Source organism: Salmonella sp. 32070601201500089SM (genome assembly GCF_017573605.1).
In the GTDB taxonomy this organism is placed as follows: domain Bacteria; phylum Pseudomonadota; class Gammaproteobacteria; order Enterobacterales; family Enterobacteriaceae; genus Salmonella; species Salmonella enterica.
The window spans coordinates 29285-51366 of record NZ_JAGETK010000010.1 but is presented as its reverse complement, the minus strand read 5'-3'; the positions used below and the strand labels follow the sequence as shown (position 1 = coordinate 51366).

16 protein-coding genes are annotated in these 22082 nt (G+C 53.5%); 5 read left to right on the top strand and 11 right to left on the bottom strand.

Going from position 1 to position 22082, the window contains the following annotated elements; genetic code table 11:
* Positions 1 to 48: 48 nt before the first annotated feature.
* The 7 genes from trmL to J4728_RS16265 all read right to left on the bottom strand — a co-directional run bounded on the left by trmL (position 49) and on the right by J4728_RS16265 (position 10337).
* The gene (trmL, locus tag J4728_RS16295; RefSeq protein ID WP_000932335.1) at positions 49 to 522 is read right to left on the bottom strand and encodes a tRNA (uridine(34)/cytosine(34)/5-carboxymethylaminomethyluridine(34)-2'-O)-methyltransferase TrmL; all 474 of its coding nucleotides are present in this window, start codon (positions 520 to 522) and stop codon (positions 49 to 51) included.
* Between the two features lie 64 nt (positions 523 to 586).
* Positions 587 to 1777, bottom strand: coding sequence for an FMN-dependent L-lactate dehydrogenase LldD (gene lldD, locus J4728_RS16290; protein ID WP_061375526.1), 1191 nt, complete (start codon positions 1775 to 1777; stop codon positions 587 to 589).
* Positions 1774 to 2550 carry a transcriptional regulator LldR gene (gene lldR / locus J4728_RS16285; protein ID WP_000636696.1) on the bottom strand — a complete coding sequence of 259 codons (777 nt, stop codon included), beginning with the start codon at positions 2548 to 2550 and terminating at the stop codon, positions 1774 to 1776. Before lldR ends, lldD begins: the two co-directional genes overlap by 4 nt.
* Positions 2547 to 4202, bottom strand: a complete 1656-nt coding sequence (gene lldP, locus J4728_RS16280) for an L-lactate permease (RefSeq protein ID WP_001055305.1) — start codon at positions 4200 to 4202, stop codon at positions 2547 to 2549. The genes lldR and lldP overlap by 4 nt, the downstream gene beginning before the upstream one ends.
* Positions 4203 to 4500: 298 nt before the next feature.
* Complete coding sequence (sadA, locus tag J4728_RS16275; protein WP_208212076.1) at positions 4501 to 8760, bottom strand: trimeric autotransporter adhesin SadA; 4260 nt, start codon at positions 8758 to 8760, stop codon at positions 4501 to 4503.
* A 43-nt stretch (positions 8761 to 8803) separates the two neighbouring features.
* A complete protein-coding gene (locus J4728_RS16270; RefSeq protein ID WP_208212074.1) occupies positions 8804 to 9487 on the bottom strand; it encodes a DUF3251 domain-containing protein in 684 nt (227 codons plus the stop codon).
* Between the two features lie 487 nt (positions 9488 to 9974).
* Entirely contained in the window at positions 9975 to 10337 is a 363-nt protein-coding gene (locus J4728_RS16265) for a YibL family ribosome-associated protein (RefSeq protein WP_000665687.1), read from the bottom strand.
* Between the two features lie 290 nt (positions 10338 to 10627).
* On the opposite strand from J4728_RS16265, the gene J4728_RS16260 reads away from it, so the two are divergent.
* A complete protein-coding gene (locus tag J4728_RS16260) occupies positions 10628 to 10837 on the top strand; it encodes a hypothetical protein (RefSeq protein ID WP_001062558.1) in 210 nt (69 codons plus the stop codon).
* Between the two features lie 9 nt (positions 10838 to 10846).
* On the opposite strand, the gene mtlR is transcribed toward J4728_RS16260, so the two are convergent.
* The 3 genes from mtlR to mtlA form a co-directional block, all read right to left on the bottom strand.
* Positions 10847 to 11437 (bottom strand): mannitol operon repressor MtlR, encoded by a 591-nt coding sequence (gene mtlR, locus J4728_RS16255; protein WP_000193201.1) that lies wholly within the window; start codon positions 11435 to 11437, stop codon positions 10847 to 10849.
* Positions 11434 to 12582, bottom strand: a complete 1149-nt coding sequence (gene mtlD, locus J4728_RS16250; RefSeq protein WP_000645377.1) for a mannitol-1-phosphate 5-dehydrogenase — start codon at positions 12580 to 12582, stop codon at positions 11434 to 11436. The genes mtlR and mtlD overlap by 4 nt, the downstream gene beginning before the upstream one ends.
* A 220-nt stretch (positions 12583 to 12802) precedes the next feature.
* Positions 12803 to 14719 (bottom strand): PTS mannitol transporter subunit IICBA, encoded by a 1917-nt coding sequence (gene mtlA, locus J4728_RS16245; RefSeq protein WP_000093287.1) that lies wholly within the window; start codon positions 14717 to 14719, stop codon positions 12803 to 12805.
* A gap of 475 nt (positions 14720 to 15194) precedes the next feature.
* On the opposite strand from mtlA, the gene J4728_RS16240 reads away from it, so the two are divergent.
* The 3 genes from J4728_RS16240 to selB all read left to right on the top strand — a co-directional run bounded on the left by J4728_RS16240 (position 15195) and on the right by selB (position 19140).
* Positions 15195 to 15803: a glutathione S-transferase gene (locus tag J4728_RS16240; protein ID WP_000766681.1), complete on the top strand. Its 609-nt coding sequence runs from the start codon at positions 15195 to 15197 to the stop codon at positions 15801 to 15803.
* A gap of 98 nt (positions 15804 to 15901) precedes the next feature.
* On the top strand, positions 15902 to 17293 hold the full coding sequence (selA, locus tag J4728_RS16235; RefSeq protein WP_001522236.1) for an L-seryl-tRNA(Sec) selenium transferase: 1392 nt from the start codon (positions 15902 to 15904) through the stop codon (positions 17291 to 17293).
* Complete coding sequence (gene selB, locus J4728_RS16230; RefSeq protein WP_208212072.1) at positions 17290 to 19140, top strand: selenocysteine-specific translation elongation factor; 1851 nt, start codon at positions 17290 to 17292, stop codon at positions 19138 to 19140. Before selA ends, selB begins: the two co-directional genes overlap by 4 nt.
* Positions 19141 to 19387: 247 nt before the next feature.
* On the opposite strand, the gene J4728_RS16225 is transcribed toward selB, so the two are convergent.
* A complete protein-coding gene (locus J4728_RS16225; protein WP_001188271.1) occupies positions 19388 to 20269 on the bottom strand; it encodes an ROK family protein in 882 nt (293 codons plus the stop codon).
* A 168-nt stretch (positions 20270 to 20437) separates the two neighbouring features.
* On the opposite strand from J4728_RS16225, the gene aldB reads away from it, so the two are divergent.
* Entirely contained in the window at positions 20438 to 21976 is a 1539-nt protein-coding gene (aldB, locus tag J4728_RS16220; protein WP_000183988.1) for an aldehyde dehydrogenase AldB, read from the top strand.
* Positions 21977 to 22082: the final 106 nt, after the last annotated feature.

Genomic DNA, 22082 nt, shown 5'->3' with positions numbered 1-22082 from the left:
ATCGGCCAGGCCGGATCAGGCGTTAGCCGCCATCCGGCATTGAATATATTACGACCGCAATACCGCGCCGGGGTATCCTAACTGGCGCCACGCTTCATACACCACCACCGACACCGCATTCGACAGGTTCATGCTACGGCTATCCGGCATCATCGGAATGCGAATCTTCTGCTCTTTAGGCAACGCATCGAGAATGCTGGCGGGCAGGCCGCGCGTTTCCGGGCCAAACATCAAATAATCGCCATCCTGATAGCTTACGGCGCTATGGGCGGGCGTGCCCTTTGTCGTCAATGCAAACAGGCGCTGCGGGTTTTCGGCGGCGACAAAGGCGGCATAATCGTGATGGCGCTGAACCGCGGCGAATTCGTGATAGTCCAGCCCTGCGCGGCGTAAGCGCTTATCATCCCAGGTAAACCCCATCGGTTCGATGATGTGCAGACGAAAGCCGGTATTGGCGCAAAGACGAATGATGTTGCCGGTATTCGGCGGGATTTCTGGTTCGAAGAGTACGATGTTAAGCATGATGCCCCCTTAAATGCGGGGGGCAGAATAGCAGAAATTTACCGGGCTCTCACGCGCCAGGCGTTCAGGCGGCATCGCCTTTGCTCATTGGCGCCAGCGCGGCGGGCAAACTTTTCCCCAGTTCCTGCACCAGTGAATCGCCACTGATTTCGCTAATGGTTTTCGCGCCGGTCAGGGTCATGGCGACTTTCATCTCTTTCTCGATCAGGTCCAGCAGATTGGCGACACCCGCTTTTCCTGCCGTCGCCAGCGCGTAGAGATAGGCCCGACCCAGCAGTACGGTATCGGCCCCCAACGCAATCATACGCACGACATCCAGCCCGTTACGGATCCCGCTATCCGCCAGAATGGCGATATCACCTTTCACCGCATCGGCAATGGCGGGCAGGGCGCGGGCGGAAGAGAGCACGCCATCGAGCTGGCGGCCGCCGTGATTCGACACCACGATACCGTCAGCGCCGAAACGTACCGCATCGCGGGCATCTTCTGGATCGAGGATCCCTTTGATCACCATTGGGCCGTCCCAGAATTCGCGTATCCACTCCAGATCTTTCCAGGAGATGGACGGATCGAAGTTATTTGCCAGCCAGCCGATATAGTCCTCAAGGCCGGTCGGTTTACCCAGATAGGCGGAAATATTGCCTAAATCATGCGGGCGACCGTTCAGGCCGACATCCCACGCCCATTTAGGGTGCATCACCGCCTGCCAGTAACGGCGCATGGCCGCGTTTGGGCCGCTCATCCCGGAGTGGGCGTCACGGTAGCGCGCGCCCGGCGTCGGCATATCCACGGTAAAGACCAGCGTGGAGCAGCCCGCCGCTTTCGCACGTTCAAGCGCGTTGCGCATAAAGCCCCGGTCACGCAGCACATAAAGCTGGAACCACATCGGGCGCTGAATGGTTGGTGCAACTTCTTCTATCGGACAGACGGAGACGGTGGAAAGGGTGAACGGAATGCCCTTTGCGTCTGCGGCGGCGGCGGCCTGTACTTCGCCGCGACGGGCGTACATGCCGCACAGGCCTACCGGCGCTAATGCCACCGGCATCGACAACGTTTCGTTAAACAAGGTCGTTTCCAGGCTTAAATCGGACATATTTTTCAGCACGCGCTGGCGCAGAGCGACTTGCGACAGGTCTTCCACATTTCGGCGCAGGGTATATTCCGCATACGCGCCGCCGTCGATGTAGTGGAAGAGGAAAGGAGGCAACGTGCGCTGAGCTGCGGCGCGATAATCGCTGGCTGCTGAAATAATCATGATTTATTCTCCCTGGTCATCTCATTATGGTCGCCGGGCAGGCGGGTAATACGCGCCTGGCGGGCCTGGTCTTCATCAAATCGTTTAATCGTGGTGTGGACAAAACTGAGGTGCGCCATCATCGCTTTACGCGCGCCCTCGGCGTTACCGTCCAGAATGGCGTCCATCACTGCCTGGTGTTGTTCCGTCAGCTTTGAGAATACGGGCGGAACGAGATACATACGCTGGCGACTCTGTTTGACGGAGGATTGCAGGACGTCGAAGAAACCGCGCATGGTTTGCAACAGCACCACATTGTGCGAGGCTTCCGCGATCGCCAGATGAAAGCGCACGTCGGCCTGGGAGGCGAGATCCGGGTCTTCGCTGAGCGTCGCATCAAAGCAGAGTCTGATTTTCTCTTTGTCGGCAGCGGTGGCACGCATGGCGGCGTGCCAGGCCGTACTGGCTTCAATGGCGTGGCGGGCTTCCAGAATGTCGAAACTGTAGTCCGGATCGTTCGCCATCAGCATTTTCAGCGGTTGCACGATATTCTGTTCAGACCAGGTTTCGTGCTGCCAGCGGACAAATGTCCCGCCGCCGCGACGACTCACCAGCACGCCTTCACTGACCAGCTTCGCCAGCGCTTCGCGTAAAGAGTTGCGTGATACGCCAAGCTGTAGAGCCAACTGGCGCTCGGCGGGCAATTTCATGCCCGCTTCCAGGTTTTGTTCTTCAATCAGCGCCCGCACGCGAGAGGCAATCTCGTCTGACAGGCGTTTTGGCATCACAATCACGGAATCATCCAGGTTAAAACATAGGCCTGAAGCGTAGTGATCACGCCCACCATACAGGTGAAGATCAGGCTGTGTTTGACGGTAAAACGGAACAGATCGGACTCTTTCCCTACCAGTCCCACCGCCGCGCAGGCGATGGCGATAGACTGCGGCGAGATCATCTTCCCGGTTACGCCTCCAGTGGTGTTCGCCGCCACCATCAGCACATCAGAGACGCCGATTTGCTGCGCCGCGGTAGCCTGTAGAGAGGCAAACAGCGCGTTAGATGAGGTGTCGGACCCGGTCAGGAAGACACCCAGCCAGCCGAGGAACGGCGAGAAGAACGTGAAGGCGCTGCCGGTGTGCGCCAGCGCTAACGCCAGCGTGGAGGAAAGCCCGGAATAGTTCGAGATAAACGCGAACGCCAGCACCATGCCGATGGAGTAAATCGGCAACGCCAGCTCTTTCAGCGTGCTGCCAAAGGTCTGGATTGCGGCTGAGGGCTTCATTTTCAGCCAGACGATAGACAACAGCGCGGCAAACAGGATCGCCGTGCCGGTGGCGGAGAACCAGTCAAATTTATACACCGCCGCGTAAGCGGTCGCTTCGTGTACGACCGGCGGCATACGGGCGACCAGTTTATCGAGATACGGTACCGGAACGTTAATTACCCAGTCATACAGCGCGCCGCCGGGGGCAAACAACGCTTTAAACGGCGGTACGCTCCAGAGAGTGACCGTGGCGGTCAGGAACAGAAACGGCGACCAGGCGCGAACAATTTGCCCTGTCGTATAGCGGGTGCGGGCCAGCGTCTGATCGACCTGCGACGCGCCCATATCGCCGAAGCGGAAGATGCGTACCGGCTGCCAGCGTTTGAGGAACAGCGTCAGACACACCAGAGACACCAGTGAAGAGATGATGTCCGGCAGTTCCGGCCCGATAAAGTTGGAGCTGAGATACTGGGCGATAGCAAACGAGCCGCCAGCGACCATCACCGCAGGCCAGGTTTCTTTCACGCCGCGCCAGCCGTCCATAATCGCCATAATCCAGAACAGGACGATAATGGTCAGGAACGGTAGCTGACGACCGACCATCTGACCGATTTCAAAGCTGTCCAGGCCCGTGACCTGTCCGGCAACCAGAATCGGGATCCCCATCGCGCCAAAGGCGACTGGCGCGGTGTTTACAATCAGGCACAGCCCTGCCGCATACAGCGGATTAAAGCCCAGACCCACCAGCAGCGCGGCGGTTATCGCCACCGGCGCGCCGAAACCTGCCGCGCCTTCAAGGAACGCGCCGAAGCAGAAGCCGACAATCAGCATTTGCAGACGCTGGTCGGGGGTAATCGACAGAATTGACGAGCGAATAATGTCAAACTGCCCGGTCTTGACCGAAATTTTATAGACAAAGACCGCGGCGATGATTATCCAGGCTATCGGCCATAGCCCGTAGAAGAAGCCATACACGACCGATGCCAGCGCGTGATCGACCGGCATTTTATAGAACAGCAGCGCAACGGCGAGCGCGATAACCACCGTCCACGAAGCGGCAACGTAGCCTTTCAGCTTGAGTTTAATCAGGGCGAAAAAGAAGAACAGGATTGGGAGCGATGCGATCAGGCTGGAAAGCCAGATATTACCCGCCGGGTCATAGTTTTGTTGCCAGAGGTTCATTGCAGGTCTCCTGAGAACCACACGCATAATGGGATGAATCTTTGCTCATCTCGTTGAAGTCACATTATGTGTAAAAGTGGTCCTGCCAATATTGTTGTGTATGGATAATGACAACAAATAGTTAACCAGATGTTATTTATTGGCAACGGTATTGTAGAGTTAATTTAGTGAAATGTGAGTAGGCTGTGGTAACTGGCTAAAATTGGTAGGGCCAATTGAGAGGAGAGGACCACAAAGGGAAGTGAAAAGGCAATGGCATTATGCCATTGCCTTTGATGTCGGGAGTGTTGTTACTTCATTACCACTGGAAGCCCGCGCCAATGGCTGCAGAGTAATCGCCCTGGCTGTTGCTGGTTCCTTGCAGTTTATACACCCAGCCCCCGCTTTCACTTACCATGGAGACACCAATGGCGACGGCACTTTCACCATTAAACGTACCGCCAGCAATCGAGGTCATGTTGGCGCCCGGGGCGTAGGCTTGTGGCAGACCGGCCATCGCCATCGCTGAAGCGATACCGCCGCTCATCTTGTTTTCTACGCCTTTGATTTTGCTGTTCATTTCCCCCATTTTCTGGTCGGTATAGGTGTTTGCTTCTTCGACGCTGCGTTTCAATTGCGCATAGTTAACCGCATCCGTATCATTCACCGCCGCTGAAACATTGCCGATCCGAGTGGTGCCGCCACTCCCGTCTCCCAGGTTGAGCACGCTATAGTTAACCGAGCCATCTGCATTGGTTTCATAACGCACGGAGCCTGCTTCTGAGGCTTTCAGTTGCGCCACATTAACCGCGTCAGTGTTGTTCACCCCTGCGGCAACGTTGGTAATACGGCGTTGTTGAGTAGAAGAGCCGACAGACACAGTATTAGCTTCATCTGCGACGGAATTTGTGCCTAACGCCACGCTGTTTTCAGCGGCAGCAATAGAGCCAGAGCCAATCGCGACGCTGTCCGCACCCTGGGCATTTGCATCTGCGCCATCGGTGTTGGTCTTGAAGTACTTGGTGCTACCGGTAGTGACGATATCGCCAATGCCGTTTTCGATATTGGTGACGCGGGTATCCAGATTCGATACCTGAGTATTCAGGTTAGTAATGCTCTGGGTATTCCTGGAAACCTGCGCGTCCGTTACTTTCAATTGACTCACGTTAACGGCATCGGTATCTGCCGAACCCGCCGCGACGTTAGTGATCTGACGTTGGCCGTCTTCACTGCCGACAGAGAACTCACCGACAGAGTTCTGCGGTGTGTCCATGTTGTAGGCGGTGTAGTCAGTCTGTGCGCCGCGAGTGGTCTGAGAACCATTACCCATTGCAATACTGTTTGCATGATTGGCGCGTGCGTTAGAACCGATAGCAATACCGTTGATGGCATCAGCCATCACCAGTGTATTCAGACCAATACCAATACCTGCATCAGCATTGACGATGGTCTTCGCACCCATTGCCAGTGAGTCAGTTCCGACAGCCAGTGAATCTTCTTCCGTTGAGTTTGCGTGGTAGTACTTGGTCGGTGTAGTAGTGACCGCACCAATGGCATTTTGTAACTGACGAACTGTTACCGCATCTTGCGCTTCAGAGCCGTCAGCAACGTTGGTAATTTGACGATAGCTTTCTCCATCCGTCCCCAATGACAACGCGCCCAGCAACTTTCTGTCTGTTGTATTGTAGCCAATGACGACGCCATCGCTTGTTACGCTCGTTTCTCGTATACCGGTTGTAATAGCGCGGTTAGAGGTGGAGCCACTGCCCAAAGCGATACTGCCATCAATGGTGCTGCTGCTGTTTTGGCCAAGAGCCAGGCTGCCAGCGCCAGAGGCGACGGCGTCGTAACCTACTGCCGTTGCGCCGTTACCCGTTGCGTATGCATCCTGGCCTTCAAGCCCGTTATCATTCGTACGGATGTATTTCACGCCGGTACCATTTTCCGTGATATAGGTTTCGCTGGTATCGCCGGCTAGTTGGCTAATAGATTCATTATACTGAGAAATCAGCATGTTAGTTTCATAAAGCTGAGAGCCATTAACAGCGTCAGTACTGTCACTGGCGATTTCACCTGCTGCTACATTGGTTATCTTATTGGTACCGCTGGTACCGTGGCTGGCGCTGAACGCGCCTTCTTCGTCATCCCAGCTCAGTGCATCGGTACCAAGATTGGTGATGGACGTATTGATATCCGCGATAGCAGAGGTGTTTTGATCCACCTTCTGGTTAGTTTCATACAACTGTGAGCCGTTTACCGCGTCTGTACTGTCCTCAGAAAGCGCCCCGGCGGCGACATTGGTTATTTTACTGGTGCTTCCACCGTGGTTTGCGCTGAAAGCGCCGATGTCTTCGTCCCATAACAGAGCGTTATCAGTGAGGCCGGTAATGGACGTATTAATGTCGGAGACAGAAGTATTCAGGTTCTCAATCGCGGTACTGTTCTGAGTGATGTTAGTGGTATTGGCGGCGATATCGGTCGTGTTCTGATCCACTTTTTCGTTGGTTTCGAACAACTGCGATCCGTTAACCGCGTCGGTACTTTCTTCAGACAGCTCTCCGGCAGCAACGTTGGTGATTTTGTTTGTCGTACTACTTCCGTGGCTGGCAGAGAACGAACTCGTTGTTTCATTCCAGCTCAGGTTGTCAGAGCTAAGATTGGTGATGGACGTATTAATATCTGCGATAGCAGAGGTGTTTTGATCCACCTTCTGGTTGGTTTCATACAACTGGGAGCCGTTTACCGCGTCTGTACTGTCCGCGGCCAGGGTGCCCGCCGCCAGATTGGTGATCTTGCTGGCGCTTCCGCTACGGCTGGCGCTGAATGTGCCAGAGGCTGCATCCCATAACAGGGCATCATCGGTGAGCGTGGTGATGGAATCGCTCAGGTTGTTGATATTGGTGGTGTTGGTGGCAATATCAGTGGTGTTCTGATTGATGCTGTTGGTATTGGTGGTGATATCAGCGGTGTTCTGATCCACTTTCTCATTTGTATCAAACAACTGGGAGCCGTTAACCGCATCGGTGCTGTCCGCGGCCAGGGTGCCCGCCGCCAGATTGGTGATCTTGCTGGCGCTTCCGTTGTGGTTAGCGCTGAATGCGCCAGAGGCTGCATCCCACAACAGGGCATCATCGGTGAGCGTGGTGATGGAATCGCTCAGGTTGTTGATATTGGTGGTGTTGGTGGCAATATCAGTGGTGTTCTGATTGATGCTGTTGGTATTGGTGGTGATATCAGCGGTGTTCTGATCCACTTTCTCATTTGTATCAAACAACTGGGAGCCGTTAACGGCGTCGGTGCTGTCAGCGGCCAGGGTACCCGCCGCCAGATTGGTGATTTTGCTGTCGCTTCCGTTGTGCTTAGCGCTGAATGCGCCAGAGGCTGCATCCCAAAGCAGGGCATCATCGGTGAGCGTGGTGACGGAGTCGCTCAGACTGTTGATATTGGTGGTGTTGGTGGCGATATCAGCAGTGTTCTTATCCACTTTCTCATTTGTATCAAACAACTGAGAGCCGTTAACGGCATCGGTGCTGTCCGCAGCCAGGGTACCCGCCGCCAGATTGGTGATTTTGCTGGCGTTTCCCGTGTGGCTAGCGCTAAAGGCGCTGATGCTTTCATCCCACAACAGCGCGTCTTCGGCTAATCCTGCGACAGAGGCCTCTGTGTTAGTGATAGAAGTGTTAAGTGCGCTTAATGCACTGCCTACGTTATTGTAGATGCCTGTGCCTACCTCGTAGAGGGGGGCATTCACTGTACCATCACTATTAACGGAAGCCCCTCCGCCGAGTCGGTCGGCGACGGATTGACTTAAAGAATAAATTTGCGCACCTGTAACGGCATCGGTACTGGTGGAATTGATGTCGCCTTTAGCCACGTAGGTGATCTGCCGCTGAGTGGTGCTGTTACCCACGGCGACGGAATTGTCTTCCTGGGCGACAGAGCCCGAGCCAAGGGCAACTGAGTTGGTGCCTATCGCTTTTGCGCCATTACCAAATGCAGCGCTGTCGTCGCCGCTCGCAGTGGCTTGATAACCTAATGCAGAGGAAGTTGCTCCGCTCGCGACAGATTTATAACCTAACGCAACCGATTTTGCGCCGCTCGAATTGGCATACACGCCCATTGCCATTGAATAACTTCCACTGGCTGAGGATGAGGCGCCCATTGCAATGGCCCGGTCACCGGCAGAAACCGATTTTACGCCAAGCGCTAACGAAGAGTCGCCGGTGGACTGGCTGTATGAACCAATGGCGGTACTCCATTTCCCCATCGCGGAGGCTTTATAACCCATTGCGGCGCTTGCGCCATCAACGTTGGTGTAAGTATTGGCTGTGGCATCAGTACCAATTGCAATCCACCCTTTTCCTCCAGTCTGGGTACCCGTTGGAGTAACGCCGTCGCCTGTATCGTTTCCTGCGTTGGCCAGTGCATCCGCAGAAACCATAATGCTGCTAAGACCGATGAGTGCGGAAACCGCCAGCTTTCTGCGGCCGTTTTTTTTGCCGCGGCTTTTTGCGGTTTCGCTGGTGACAACAAATGTTCCCGTAGCGGCATTCCAGAGGACTTTAAATATTCTATTCATGAATGAGTAATTTCCTTTTCTAAAATAATTGTATCAATGGCTATTATTTTTTTGGCTTCTTTTTTGTATCGTTAATAGGTTGTATGCTGTCGAATATGACATTCTCCATGTCAATACCTATTTTTAGATACTTAAGATTATTGGGCGATACGCCTTTTAATGTTAGCGTGACGTTTGTCCATACTCCCGGTAAGAGTTCGATTGTCGAGTCCATTTTCGTGTTGAGCAGGAGTTGTTTCCAGCGAGGCAGATCTTTTGCCTCGGAAGGTTTTTTCGTACCCCATGTCATATTAAACGCAAGGTTTGATACCGGAATGCTGAGTAAGTTAACTAAATCAAGATGAATAACACTTCCATTATCTATTGGCTCAATAGATAGAATACGCCCGGCTAATCCGATATTGCCGTTGTTAATAATAAAATAGTGCGTTTGTGATGGGTCCAGTTCTGTATAGTCGAATAGCCGTTGTTTGCGTTCAACGCGGCCAACGACTTCGGTGACCTTTTTGGTTGTGTTGATAATCGTAGCTTGTTGTTTTTCTAACAGATTTATCTTTGCTTCTTGTTCTTTTTGTTGTTTTTCTAACAGGTTTATCTTTGTTTCTTGTTCTTTTTGTTGTTCTTTCATTTCTTCAACAAGGTGTTTATCTGCGAAGTAATCACAACCAGATAAAAAGAATGTGAATCCCAACGCAAGCAGGGGGATAAATTTTCCATTTTTGTGCATATGAAATATCCTTGTTAATAATTTATATAATATAAATAGTTAACCTGTTATTTATACAACTAGCTCATCATTCAGCGAGTATTGCCAATAACTCATTAACGTATGGTTAGAATGAAAACATTCGTCGCTTCTATAGAAGCGCGCAAAAACCCGACGTTATTTATCAATTGCTCATAGCAATGCTTTATAAAAATATAATTATAATGTTTATGTATGGGGATTTTTTTCAGGGATGATAATGTTATTTAATTTTGCGGGTCAATCATATTCTGCGGGGTATGAGAAAAGAGGATGAAAAAATTCATTGTATAAATACAAACAGGCACGATAGTGGGATTTTTCATCCTGAAAAAGCAGGGATTACCGTTAAAAATGAACTTGTATATAATCGGTGTAAATACTTCCATGAAAAATTCGGAATATAGCCCGATGCTCTCAAGACATCCTCCGTACAACGGGTGTCCTGAGAGCCTGGGATGCGGAAGGTTTAGAACTCGCTCTTCGCGAAACCTGTCATCTCTTTGAGCCCCATTTCCCGGCCCAGCGCCGTCATCGGGTGGACAACAATCAGGCCACGCACGCTTTTCTTCAACTTGCCCATGTCGGCCTGCTCTTTTTTAGTGATCGCGCGGCGAAACGGCAGGTTCATCAGCTTCTGCGCTTCTTTACTCAGTTTCTGGCTGTGTACTTCGCGCAGACGGATAATTTCTGCTTCTAGCGTCTCTTTTTCTTTTTCCAGCTCCGCGTATTTATCGGCGGATTCAACCAGAGAGAGACCTGCCTGCTGGTGGCGAATAGCGTCAAGACGATCGCTCAGGCGTTTAATTTCGTTTTTTTCAACTTCTTTCATGGGATAGCTTCTGATAGAAATGGGATAGATACCTTATAGTATGCGCGCAGTGAGTGATTCTTCACAACTCATGACGTAAAGATAATCAATTATGGCAAGTATTACACTGCTCATTATTTAATTATCTCGTTGAGAATAAAATCCTTTTTGTCGAAAGAAAAGATGAAGCGCCTTTTTGCCGGCAAGAAAAGCGATTAAGCACATTTTCCTCAATGACAACGCTAAATTGATCCTAAACTCAAATAAGCGACCGCGGGAGTCAGACGCGGGTCCCACATGGAGGATCTATCATGGCAAAAATAGGTGAGAACGTACCACTTCTTATTGATAAAGCCGTCGATTTTATGGCGTCCAGCCAGGCGTTCCGTGAGTACTTGAATAAAACGCCGCCGCGTGATTATGTTCCTTCCGAAGTGCCGTCGGAGAGCGCGCCCATTTATTTGCAGCGTCTGGAATATTACCGGCGGCTGTACCGACCAAAAGAAGAAGAAAGAGGTTAACGGCGGGATTTACTTTTGAAAGGCCTTTTTTAAGCTGATTTTAGAAATCAGCTCGGTCAGAGAGAGAACCATCGTCGAACGCACCGCCTGCTGGTAGCGCTGAATTTGCATGGCGTATAGCGCCGCGTCGGATGTATCAAAATGCGGCGGCGGCGGCAGCGCCATGACGCAATGCAGTTCGCCAAACGGCCCGAGGATTTCATCGTCGGTAAAGGCGTACTCATTGCCATCGTGATTCAGCTCTTCGCGCAGCGCCATTAACAGCTCCGCATCTTCATATTCGGTGCGGCTGAGTACGCCCAGGCCATAGATAAGTTTCAGACGTACCGAAAGATCGCCCAGCGGCCCGTCGCCGTCCAGCAACGGTTCCACAGCGTATTTCACGGCATAGTCGTCTTTGCGAAACACCTGGAGCACCAGAATGTTCACCGCCTCGGTCAATAACTCGACGGCGGTAATCAGGAAGCTCCGTACGGTTTTGCCAGCATTCAGACGCTCAAGCACACGATTTTCAAAGGCCTGGGTTTGTTCCATTATTGCCTGCATATCTGACAATCTGTTATTTGGGCGCAGGCTAACCTGCGCCGGATTCTGCGTCATTTGGTCGCGTTATATGCGTTAACCGCCTCCGCCACCACATCGCTATTGGCATCCAGCCCGGAAATTTGCGCCAGCGCGGCCTGCGGGCCTTTTTCGGTAATCAGAGCCGCCAACTCCTGCGCCTGCGGATCTTCATCACTACGGAAATGCATCGCCGCCGCGATCCCTTTGACCAGATTCACATGCGGCAGACCATATTCCAGGGTGCCAAGCAGCGGTTTGATCAGACGGTCGCCCGCGCTGAGTTTGCGTAGCGGCTGACGACCTACGCGTTCGACGTCATCTTTCAGATACGGGTTTTCAAAACGACCGAGGATTTTCTGAATGTATGCCGCATGTTTGTCGGCATCAAAACCGTAGCGTTTGATCAGCACCGCGCCGCTTTCTTCCATCGCGCCTTTCACCACCGCGCGAATACTCTCATCGAGAATGGCGTCGCGAATGGTTTGATGACCGGCTAATTTGCCGAGGTACGCGGTTATAGCATGACCTGTGTTCAGCGTGAAGAGTTTACGTTCGACAAATGCCATCAGGTTATCCGTTAACTCCATCCCCGGGATGTTTGGCAACGCGCCTTTAAACTGGGTTTTATCGACGATCCACTCGCTGAAGGTTTCTACCGTCACTTCCAGCGGGTCATGGGTCGCAGAAGCAGATGGCGGCACGATGCGGTCAACGGCGGAATCGACAAAACCGACGTGCTGTTCAACCCAGGCTTTATCGCCATCCGCCAGCGCATTCATTACGTGGCCTTTCAGCTGTGTGGTGCCGCGCACCATGTTTTCACAGGCGATGATATTCAGCGGGGCATCCACGCCCTGCGCCTTACGTTTTGCCAGCCCTTTAGCGATGGCCGGAGCGATACGCTCAAGCACAACCGGACCCACGGCAGTAGTGATTAAATCAACGTGGGCAATCAGGTCGACAACATCATCGCCGATGCTGCTGACAGCGTTGACGCCGGAAACGGTATCCACCTGCTCATTTTCACCCACAACATGAACCTGATAGCTATGACGGGCATTCAGGGCATCGAGTACGACCTGATTTACATCCGCAAACGTCAGTTGTATCCCCGCGTCAGCCAGCAGTTTGCCGATAAAGCCACGACCGATATTACCTGCGCCAAAATGTAATGCTTTCATAGTATTAACCTTCATTAATGTTTTTACCCGAGAGGGCTGGGGCGAGGCTTTTCCCTCAACCTAACCCTCTCCACAAGGGAGAGGATATCGCCTTCATATTTCGAACTGCAGATGCGTTGGCTCTCCTCGCTCACCCCAGTCACGTACTTATGTACGCTCCTGGGGATTCACTGCGTTGCCGCCTTCCTGCAGCTCGAACTATTTTGGGGATACTTAACTGTTAAGCTTTTTTACCTGCCAGCAGTTCCAGCACTTCATCCACGCTGGTGGTGTGCGCCAGACGTTCGATCACGGATTCATCATCCAGCGCGTTGGTCAGGCTGGTGATGACCTGGATGTGCTCATTGTTACGTGCGGCGATACCAATGACCAGACGGGCAATATCGTCTTCTTCTTCACCGAAGCGTACGCCTTCCGGATACTGGCAGAACACCACGCCGGTTTTCAGCACGCGGTCTTTCGCTTCTACCGTACCGTGCGGAACTGCGATGGATTCACCGAGGTAAGTCGGTGTCAGCTTTTCGCGGTCCAGCATCGCCTCGACGTATTCCGGCTCAACATAGCCGCCTTTCACCAGTTGTTCACCGGCAAAGCGAATCGCCTCTTCTTTGTTAGCGGCTTTACGGCCCAGGAAGATATTCTCCGCACCCAGTTTGAACAGGTTGTTATCACCCTCCTCAAAGCTGTCTTTCAGATGGTCGCGTACTTTCTCTTCATTAGTATTGTGGCGCTGTGCGGCAACCAGACGTTCGGTCAGGCTGGTGTACAGGCCGCTATCCAGGAAGTTGGTCAGCGAAATATGCTGCGCCTGCGGTACCTGACGCATCGCGCGCTCGGTAAGGTCACGGTGAGTAATGACCAGATCCACATCCGGCGGCAGATTGTTAATGGCGCTGTTGGTGACGGAGATCTGGCTCAGGCCCGCATCCTGTACTTTCTTACGCAGTACCCCTGCGCCCATCGCGCTGGAACCCATACCGGCATCGCAAGCCACGATGATTTTACGCACATGGCTCAGGTCGTTGGTCACGTCGCCAGCCGCCAGCGGAGAGGCGCCTTTAGATTCCGCTTTCATGTCATGCATACGACGGGTGGCCGCTTCAATGTCATCTTCTTCTTTCACTTTGCTGGTTTTCAGCAGAATTGCAGAAACCACGAAGGAGACCGCCATTGCCGCCACGATGGCAGCGATGTTAGCGAAGTAAGCGCCTTTTGGCGTCATCGCCAGTACGGCCAGAATGGAGCCAGGAGAAGCCGGAGAAACCAGACCGCCGTTCAGGATGGTCAGGGTGAATACGCCAGTCATACCGCCAAGGATAACGGCCAGGATCAGACGTGGGTTCATCAGCACGTACGGGAAGTAGATCTCATGGATACCGCCCAGGAAGTGGATAATTGCCGCGCCGCCCGCAGACTGTTTAGCGCTGCCGCGACCGAAGAACATGTACGCCAGCAGAACGCCCATCCCCGGACCCGGGTTAGCTTCAATCAGGAAGAAGATGGATTTACCCATCTCATGGGACTGCTGGATACCCAGCGGTGAGAAGATGCCGTGGTTAATCGCGTTATTGAGGAACAGGATTTTCGCCGGTTCAACAAAAATGGACGCCAGCGGCAGCATATCGTGCGCCACCATGAAGTTAACGCCCGCCGCCAGAATTTTGGACAGGACTTCAACCGCCGGACCAATACCGAGGAACGCCAGGATGGCGAGGATCATACCGATAATGCCAGCGGAGAAGTTGTTCACCAGCATCTCAAAACCGGATTTGATCTTACCGTCTACCCAACTGTCGAATTTCTTAATGCAGTAGCCGCCTAATGGACCGGCGATCATTGAGCCGAGGAACATCGGCATATCCGCGCCGACAATAACGCCCATGGTAGTGATAGCGCCCACCACGCCGCCGCGTTCGCCGCCAACCAGACGACCGCCGGTATAACCGATGAGCAGCGGCAGCAGGTAGGTGATCATCGGACCAACCAGTTTCGCCAGCGTTTCGTTAGGCAACCACCCTGTTGGAATAAATAATGCGGTGATAATACCCCACGCGATAAACGCGCCGATATTAGGCATCACCATATTGCTGAGGAATCGACCAAAGCTTTGCACTTTGATCTTAATATCGGATGACATAAAAACACCCCTTCTTATGTTGCTGTCGCGCAGGCTGAAAGCCCGAGGTTTGTTAATGTAGCGGCAGAGGTAGCCGGACCCTGTAGTGTAGATACTGCGCAATCTGGCACTGAATCGTTCAACTGTCCAGACAGGGACTATATATGTGATTTGTGTCACATAAATATAGGGGGTAGAGAGGTAATTGATGTGATATTGATCACAAAGTGGCTGTGTAAAAAAACAACGAATCTAATTTTTAGCCCTTAAAAGGCCATTTTATGTGAGATATTTCACATTTTTATTTTGGTGCTTTGTTGAATTTTTGTGATCCTCTTCACAAGAAATTTTAAGCCCGGGTAACGTCAATACGATCCGGCAAACATTTTGTCGCGAGCCCTCTCACGTTATGTCATTCAGCAACCTCCTTTTGTGTCTCTTTTCGTCTTATTTGAGCCATACTATGATTTTTACTGGTTGGCAAAAAGGACACGGCATGAAACTCATCGGTAGCTACACCAGCCCTTTTGTGCGCAAAATCTCTGTTCTGCTGCTCGAAAAAGGCATTACCTTCGAATTTATTAATGAACTACCCTACGAGGCGGATAACGGCGTGGCGCAATACAACCCTCTGGGTAAGGTGCCAGCGCTGGTGACGGAGAAAGGGGAGTACTGGTTCGATTCGCCGATCATCGCGGAATATATTGAGCTGCTGGATATCGCGCCAGCGATGCTCCCGCGTGACCCAATGGCAGCGCTTAAAGTTCGCCAGCTTGAAGCGTTGGCTGACGGCATTATGGATGCAGCGTTGGTTTCTGTACGCGAACAGGCGCGCCCGGCGGCGCAACAATCGGAAACGGAACTGTTGCGCCAGCGGGAAAAAATCAACCGCAGCCTGGATATGCTCGAAAGTTATCTGAGCGACGGGACACTAAAAACGGATACGGTCAATCTGGCGACTATCGCGATTGCCTGTGCGGTAGGCTATCTCAACTTCCGCCGGGTCGCGCCCGGCTGGTGTGTTAGCCGCCCCCACCTGGTCAAACTGGTCGAAACGCTTTTTCAACGCGAAAGCTTTGCCCGCACCGAAGCGCCAAAGGCTTGACGCGCATTATGTCCGCCTGAGCAAACTCACGTTACAATCCCCCTTATGTCGATATCCCTCTCCCGCCAGGAGAGGGCCACCAACAGCCAGGCATTTTCATGACAAGCGAAACGCGTACACTCTACAGCCAGCTTCCTGCTATCGATCGCTTATTGCACGATAGCGCTTTTCTTTCTCTGCGCGATCGGTATGGCCATACCCAGGTGGTTGATCTGCTTAGGCAGATGCTTGACGACGCGCGCGACGTCATCCGGAATACGCAAACACTTCCCGACTGGTACGCAGACTGGGCGCAAGAGGCGAAACTCCGGCTGGAAAATGCGGCGCAAAGCGCGCTGCGCCCGGTGATTAACCTGACGGGGACGGTGTTGCACACCAATCTTGGCCGCGCATTGCAGGCGCAAGAAGCGATTGAGGCGGTAACGCAGGCGATGCGCGCGCCGGTGACGCTGGAATACGATTTGGATGGCGCCGGGCGGGGGCATCGCGACCGGGCGCTGGCGACGCTGTTATGCCGTATCACCGGGGCGGAGGACGCCTGTATCGTCAATAACAATGCGGCGGCGGTATTGCTGATGCTGGCGGCGACCGCCAGCGGCAAAGAGGTGGTGGTTTCGCGTGGCGAGCTGGTCGAAATCGGCGGCGCGTTTCGTATTCCTGATGTTATGCGCCAGGCGGGTTGTACGTTGCATGAAGTGGGCACCACCAACCGGACGCACGCGAAAGATTACCATCAGGCGGTAAATGAAAATACCGGGCTGTTGATGAAGGTGCATACCAGTAATTACAGCATTGAGGGCTTTACCAAAACGGTAGAGGAAGCGGAACTGGCGGAAATCGGGCGAGAGCTGGATATTCCGGTGGTGGCGGATCTGGGCAGCGGTTCGCTGGTGGATTTAAGCCAATATGGCTTACCCAAAGAGCCGATGCCGCAGCAGCTCATTGCCGCAGGCGTCAGCCTGGTAAGCTTCTCCGGCGATAAGTTGTTGGGCGGGCCGCAGGCCGGGATCATCGTCGGCAAAAAAGCGATGATTGCCCAACTGCAAAGCCATCCGCTGAAACGCGCCCTGCGTGCGGATAAAATGACGCTGGCGGCGCTGGAGGCAACGTTACGTCTGTATCTGCACCCGGAAGCGTTGGCGGAGAAATTACCCACCCTGCGTCTGTTAACTCGCAGTGAAGCGTCGATTCGCGAACAAGCGCAGCGGTTACAGGCGCGGCTGGCGGCACGTTACGGCGATGAATTTGCGCTGGAGGTTAAACCCTGCCTGTCGCAAATCGGCAGCGGTTCATTACCAGTAGACCGCCTTCCCAGCGCCGCCATGACCTTTACCCCGCACGACGGGCGCGGTAGTCGGCTGGAGGCGCTGGCGGCCCGCTGGCGCATGCTGCCTGTACCGGTCATTGGCCGAATTTATGATGGCCGTTTATGGCTGGATATGCGCTGTCTTGAAGACGAAAGCCGGTTTATGGAGATGATGCTGAAATGATTATTGCAACTGCCGGACACGTAGACCACGGTAAAACGACGTTGCTCCAGGCGATTACCGGGGTCAATGCCGATCGCCTGCCGGAAGAGAAAAAACGCGGGATGACTATCGATCTGGGCTACGCCTATTGGCCGCAGCCGGATGGTCGTGTGCTGGGCTTTATCGATGTGCCTGGGCATGAAAAATTCCTCTCTAACATGCTGGCGGGCGTAGGCGGTATCGATCACGCTTTGCTGGTGGTCGCCTGTGATGACGGCGTCATGGCGCAAACGCGCGAGCATTTACAGATCCTGCAACTGACGGGTAATCTCCAGCTCACCGTCGCGCTGACCAAAGCCGATCGCGTGGACGAGGCGCGTATCGGTGAAGTACGTGAAGAGGTGCTGGCGGCACTCGACAACTATGGCTTCGCCGATACCGTTTTATTTGTCACCGCCGCCAATGAAGGACGCGGTATTGCAGAACTTCGCGCTCATTTACAGCAGCTTCCTGCACGTTTACACGCCGCGCAGCATCGCTTCCGTCTGGCTATCGACCGTGCGTTTACGGTGAAAGGGGCGGGACTGGTGGTGACCGGAACGGCGTTGAGCGGAGAGGTAAACGTGGGCGATACGCTATGGTTGACCGGCGTTAATACGCCGATGCGCGTACGAAGTCTACACGCGCAAAATCAGCCCACCGACCATGCGTATGCCGGGCAACGTATTGCGCTCAATATTGCGGGCGATGCGGAGAAGGAGCAGCTTAACCGCGGCGACTGGCTGCTTTCCGATGCGCCGGTGGGGGAAGCTTTTTCCCGGGTGATCGTTTCTCTGGCGCTTCATGCGCCGCTTTCCCAATGGCAACCGCTACATATTCACCATGCCGCCAGCCATGTGACCGGTCGCGTCTCTTTGCTGGAAGGCGGGCTGGCCGAGCTGATCTTTGATACGCCGTTGTGGCTGGCCGATAATGACAGACTGGTGCTGCGTGATATTTCCGCACGCGCCACCCTTGCCGGCGCACGCGTGGTGACGCTTAAGGCGCCGCGTCGCGGTAAACGTAAGCCAGATTATTTGCACTGGCTTTCAACGCTTGCCGCCGCGCAGGACGATAGCGCGGCGTTGGCCATTCATCTGGAACGCGGCGCCGTCAACCTGCCGGATTTCGGTTGGGCGCGTCAGCTTAATCCTGTCGGTATGCGTCAGCTTATTGAGCAACATGGTTTTATCCAGGCCGGAGACAATCTGTTAAGCGCGCCCGTCGCCGCCCGCTGGCAGCGTAAGATTCTTGATACGCTGGCGACCTACCACGAACAGCACCGCGATGAACCGGGGCCGGGACGCGAGCGTTTACGCCGCATGGCCCTGCCAATGGAGGATGAAGCGCTGGTTCTGATGCTGATCGAGCGGATGCGCGACGAGGGCCTGATTCATAGCCATCACGGTTGGTTGCATCTGCCGGATCATAAAGCGGGATTTAGCGATGAGCAGCAGGCCGTCTGGCAAAAAGTCGAACCGCTATTTGGCGATGAGCCCTGGTGGGTACGCGATCTGGCGAAAGAGACCGGAACGGAAGAACAATTGATGCGGCTGGTGCTGCGGCAGGCGGCGCAGCAAGGCATCATTACCGCGATCGTAAAAGATCGGTACTATCGTAACGATCGGATTGTCGCTTTCGCCAATATGATCCGCGAGCTGGATCAAGAGAGAGGATCAACGTGTGCGGCGGATTTTCGCGACAGGCTGAATGTAGGGCGGAAACTGGCCATTCAGATCCTTGAATATTTTGACCGGATTGGATTTACACGACGTCGTGGGAATGATCATTTATTACGTGATGCGTTATTATTTCCGCAAAAAGAATGAAATGGTTAAATTAAATAACAAATGAAGCAATACAATTATTGCGTTGCTTTTTATTTTTCTGGCTTCTTAAAATAGCCAGCGTGAACCTGTTATCAGGATAATTTCACCCGTATTCTTTGCGCCTTATTCAGGCGACTCACGACGAGATTGTGGAACTTTATCGCACGGCGATGTAACGCCTTTGCCCGGTGGCGCGGACGCTTACCGGGCCTGCGTAGACGATGCAGGCCGGATAAGGCGTAACACGTTAGCTTCGATCGAGCTTTTGCTGCGCCAGCCAGACGGCGCCCAGCCTGCCCGCCTGATTTCCCAGTTGGCAGGGCTGAATCGGCACCTGGAGCGCCTCCCACATTTCAAACGTTTCAAGATGCCGCGTCAGGAGCGGGTAGAGCTTTTCCTGTTCGCTTATTCCTCCGCCGATCAGCACCACGCCCGGATCAAACATAGAGATCACGCTGTAAACGCCGCGTGAAAGATAACGCGCCCAGTCATTGACCGCCTCACGCAGATGAACATCGGTCGCCATTCGTTCGAAGATCACATCCGCAGGCGGCATCTCTTCGGCAGGCAGCGCCAGCGCCTGGCGGCACGACGCCATTAATCCGCTGGTTGACGCGATTTTATGCATACTTTCGCCATTGTTCCCGACCGGCATGACGCCGAATTCACCGGCGTGAAAATGCGCGCCGCGATACAGTTCTCGTCCGACGATAATACCGCCGCCAATGCCGGTTCCAATGGTAATACAGACCAGATTGTCATAATGCTGCCCGGCACCTCGCCACATTTCGCCCAGCGCCGCACAGTTCGCGTCGTTCTCCACGACCAGCGGCAGATCGGTCAGCCCGCTGAACAACTCCATCAGGTTGACGTCATCCAGGTAAGCCAGCGCGCCCGCTTTTGCCGCATGACCGTTATGGGGATTAATATGGCCGGGGAAACTAACCCCGATTGCCGCAATGTCATAGTCCTGTTGGCAACGCGCCACCACATCCTGCCATTTGCGGGTAAACGTGGAGGCGTCCTCTGGCGTATCGAATTGATGATGGGTTAATTCTTCGCCGTCACTGTTAATCACGCCATATTTGACGTGAGTTCCTCCCACATCAATACCGATATATTGCTGCATAGTGTTCTCCGTACGTTAAACAGGCACCTGTTTAGTATGGCTAAAACCAGACGGAGAAACGTAAAGGAAAGTAATTCGTGATTGCTGTCGTAAAGCGGGAAATCATTGGCGAAAAATTCACCAGCACCGTCTACCCTTGTGGAGTACCTTTACAATAAGGAGTTGGTCATGACGAACAATCCCCCTTCAACACGTATTCAGCCAGGTGAATACGGGTATCCACTGAAGTTAAAAGCCCGCTATGACAATTTTATTGGTGGTGACTGGGTTGCGCCCGCCGACGGCGAATATTATCAAAACCTGACGCCAGTGACCGGCCAGCCGCTATGTGAAGTCGCTTCCTCCGGTAAAAAAGATATCGATTTAGCGCTCGACGCCGCGCATAAGGCGAAAGATAAGTGGGCGCATACGTCAGTACAAGACCGTGCCGCTATCTTGTTTAAGATCGCCGATCGGATGGAACAAAACCTCGAACTGTTGGCGACAGCGGAAACCTGGGATAACGGTAAACCGATTCGTGAAACCAGCGCCGCCGACGTACCGCTGGCGATCGATCATTTCCGCTATTTCGCCTCCTGTATACGTGCGCAGGAGGGCGGGATTAGCGAAGTTGATAGCGAAACCGTGGCCTACCATTTTCACGAACCGCTTGGCGTCGTGGGGCAGATAATCCCGTGGAACTTTCCGTTGTTGATGGCAAGCTGGAAAATGGCGCCAGCGCTGGCGGCGGGTAACTGCGTGGTGCTTAAACCGGCACGCCTGACGCCGCTTTCCGTTCTGCTGTTAATGGAAGTCATTGGCGATCTGTTACCGCCGGGCGTCGTCAACGTCGTGAACGGCGCGGGCGGCGAGATTGGCGAATATCTGGCGACCTCGAAACGTATCGCGAAGGTGGCGTTTACCGGTTCGACGGAAGTGGGTCAACAGATCATGCAGTACGCCACGCAGAATATTATTCCGGTAACGCTGGAGTTAGGCGGTAAATCGCCCAATATCTTCTTCGCCGACGTGATGGATGAGGAAGATGCGTTCTTTGATAAAGCGCTGGAGGGATTTGCCCTGTTTGCCTTTAACCAGGGCGAGGTGTGTACCTGTCCAAGCCGTGCGCTGGTCCAGGAGTCTATCTATGAGCGCTTTATGGAGCGCGCTATTCGCCGGGTAGAGAGCATTCGCAGCGGGAACCCGCTAGATAGCGGTACACAGATGGGGGCGCAGGTCTCCCACGGCCAGCTTGAGACTATCCTCAATTATATCGATATCGGTAAAAAAGAGGGGGCCGATATTCTGACCGGTGGGCGACGCAAGGAACTGGATGGCGAACTTAAAGAGGGCTATTACCTTGAGCCTACCATTCTGTTTGGTAAGAATAATATGCGCGTCTTTCAGGAGGAGATCTTTGGCCCGGTGCTGGCGGTAACCACCTTTAAAACCATGGAGGAGGCGCTGGAAATCGCTAACGATACCCAATACGGCCTCGGCGCCGGCGTCTGGAGCCGCAACGGCAATCTGGCCTATAAGATGGGGCGCGGCATTCAGGCCGGGCGCGTATGGACCAACTGCTATCACGCCTATCCGGCACATGCTGCGTTCGGCGGCTATAAGCAGTCGGGCATCGGGCGCGAAACGCATAAGATGATGCTGGAACACTACCAGCAAACCAAGTGCCTGCTGGTGAGCTATTCCGATAAGCCTCTGGGGCTGTTCTGACGCAAGAGGTAATGCCCGATGGCGCTGCGCTTATCGGGCCTACCGCGTTGATATTAGCCTGGTGGTCATGTCTGATGGCGCTTCGCTTATCAGGCCTACAAAAATT

What these genes read in the sequence shown, in the direction of transcription:
- trmL (WP_000932335.1), bottom strand. Translation starts at nt 522, where the DNA reads ATGCTTAACATCGTACTCTTCGAACCAGAAATCCCGCCGAATACCGGC.
- lldD (WP_061375526.1), bottom strand. Translation starts at nt 1,777, where the DNA reads ATGATTATTTCAGCAGCCAGCGATTATCGCGCCGCAGCTCAGCGCACG.
- lldP (WP_001055305.1), bottom strand. Translation starts at nt 4,202, where the DNA reads ATGAACCTCTGGCAACAAAACTATGACCCGGCGGGTAATATCTGGCTT.
- sadA (WP_208212076.1), bottom strand. Translation starts at nt 8,760, where the DNA reads ATGAATAGAATATTTAAAGTCCTCTGGAATGCCGCTACGGGAACATTT.
- J4728_RS16270 (WP_208212074.1), bottom strand. Translation starts at nt 9,487, where the DNA reads ATGCACAAAAATGGAAAATTTATCCCCCTGCTTGCGTTGGGATTCACA.
- J4728_RS16265 (WP_000665687.1), bottom strand. Translation starts at nt 10,337, where the DNA reads ATGAAAGAAGTTGAAAAAAACGAAATTAAACGCCTGAGCGATCGTCTT.
- J4728_RS16260 (WP_001062558.1), top strand. Translation starts at nt 10,628, where the DNA reads ATGGCAAAAATAGGTGAGAACGTACCACTTCTTATTGATAAAGCCGTC.
- mtlR (WP_000193201.1), bottom strand. Translation starts at nt 11,437, where the DNA reads ATGACGCAGAATCCGGCGCAGGTTAGCCTGCGCCCAAATAACAGATTG.
- mtlD (WP_000645377.1), bottom strand. Translation starts at nt 12,582, where the DNA reads ATGAAAGCATTACATTTTGGCGCAGGTAATATCGGTCGTGGCTTTATC.
- mtlA (WP_000093287.1), bottom strand. Translation starts at nt 14,719, where the DNA reads ATGTCATCCGATATTAAGATCAAAGTGCAAAGCTTTGGTCGATTCCTC.
- J4728_RS16240 (WP_000766681.1), top strand. Translation starts at nt 15,195, where the DNA reads ATGAAACTCATCGGTAGCTACACCAGCCCTTTTGTGCGCAAAATCTCT.
- selA (WP_001522236.1), top strand. Translation starts at nt 15,902, where the DNA reads ATGACAAGCGAAACGCGTACACTCTACAGCCAGCTTCCTGCTATCGAT.
- selB (WP_208212072.1), top strand. Translation starts at nt 17,290, where the DNA reads ATGATTATTGCAACTGCCGGACACGTAGACCACGGTAAAACGACGTTG.
- J4728_RS16225 (WP_001188271.1), bottom strand. Translation starts at nt 20,269, where the DNA reads ATGCAGCAATATATCGGTATTGATGTGGGAGGAACTCACGTCAAATAT.
- aldB (WP_000183988.1), top strand. Translation starts at nt 20,438, where the DNA reads ATGACGAACAATCCCCCTTCAACACGTATTCAGCCAGGTGAATACGGG.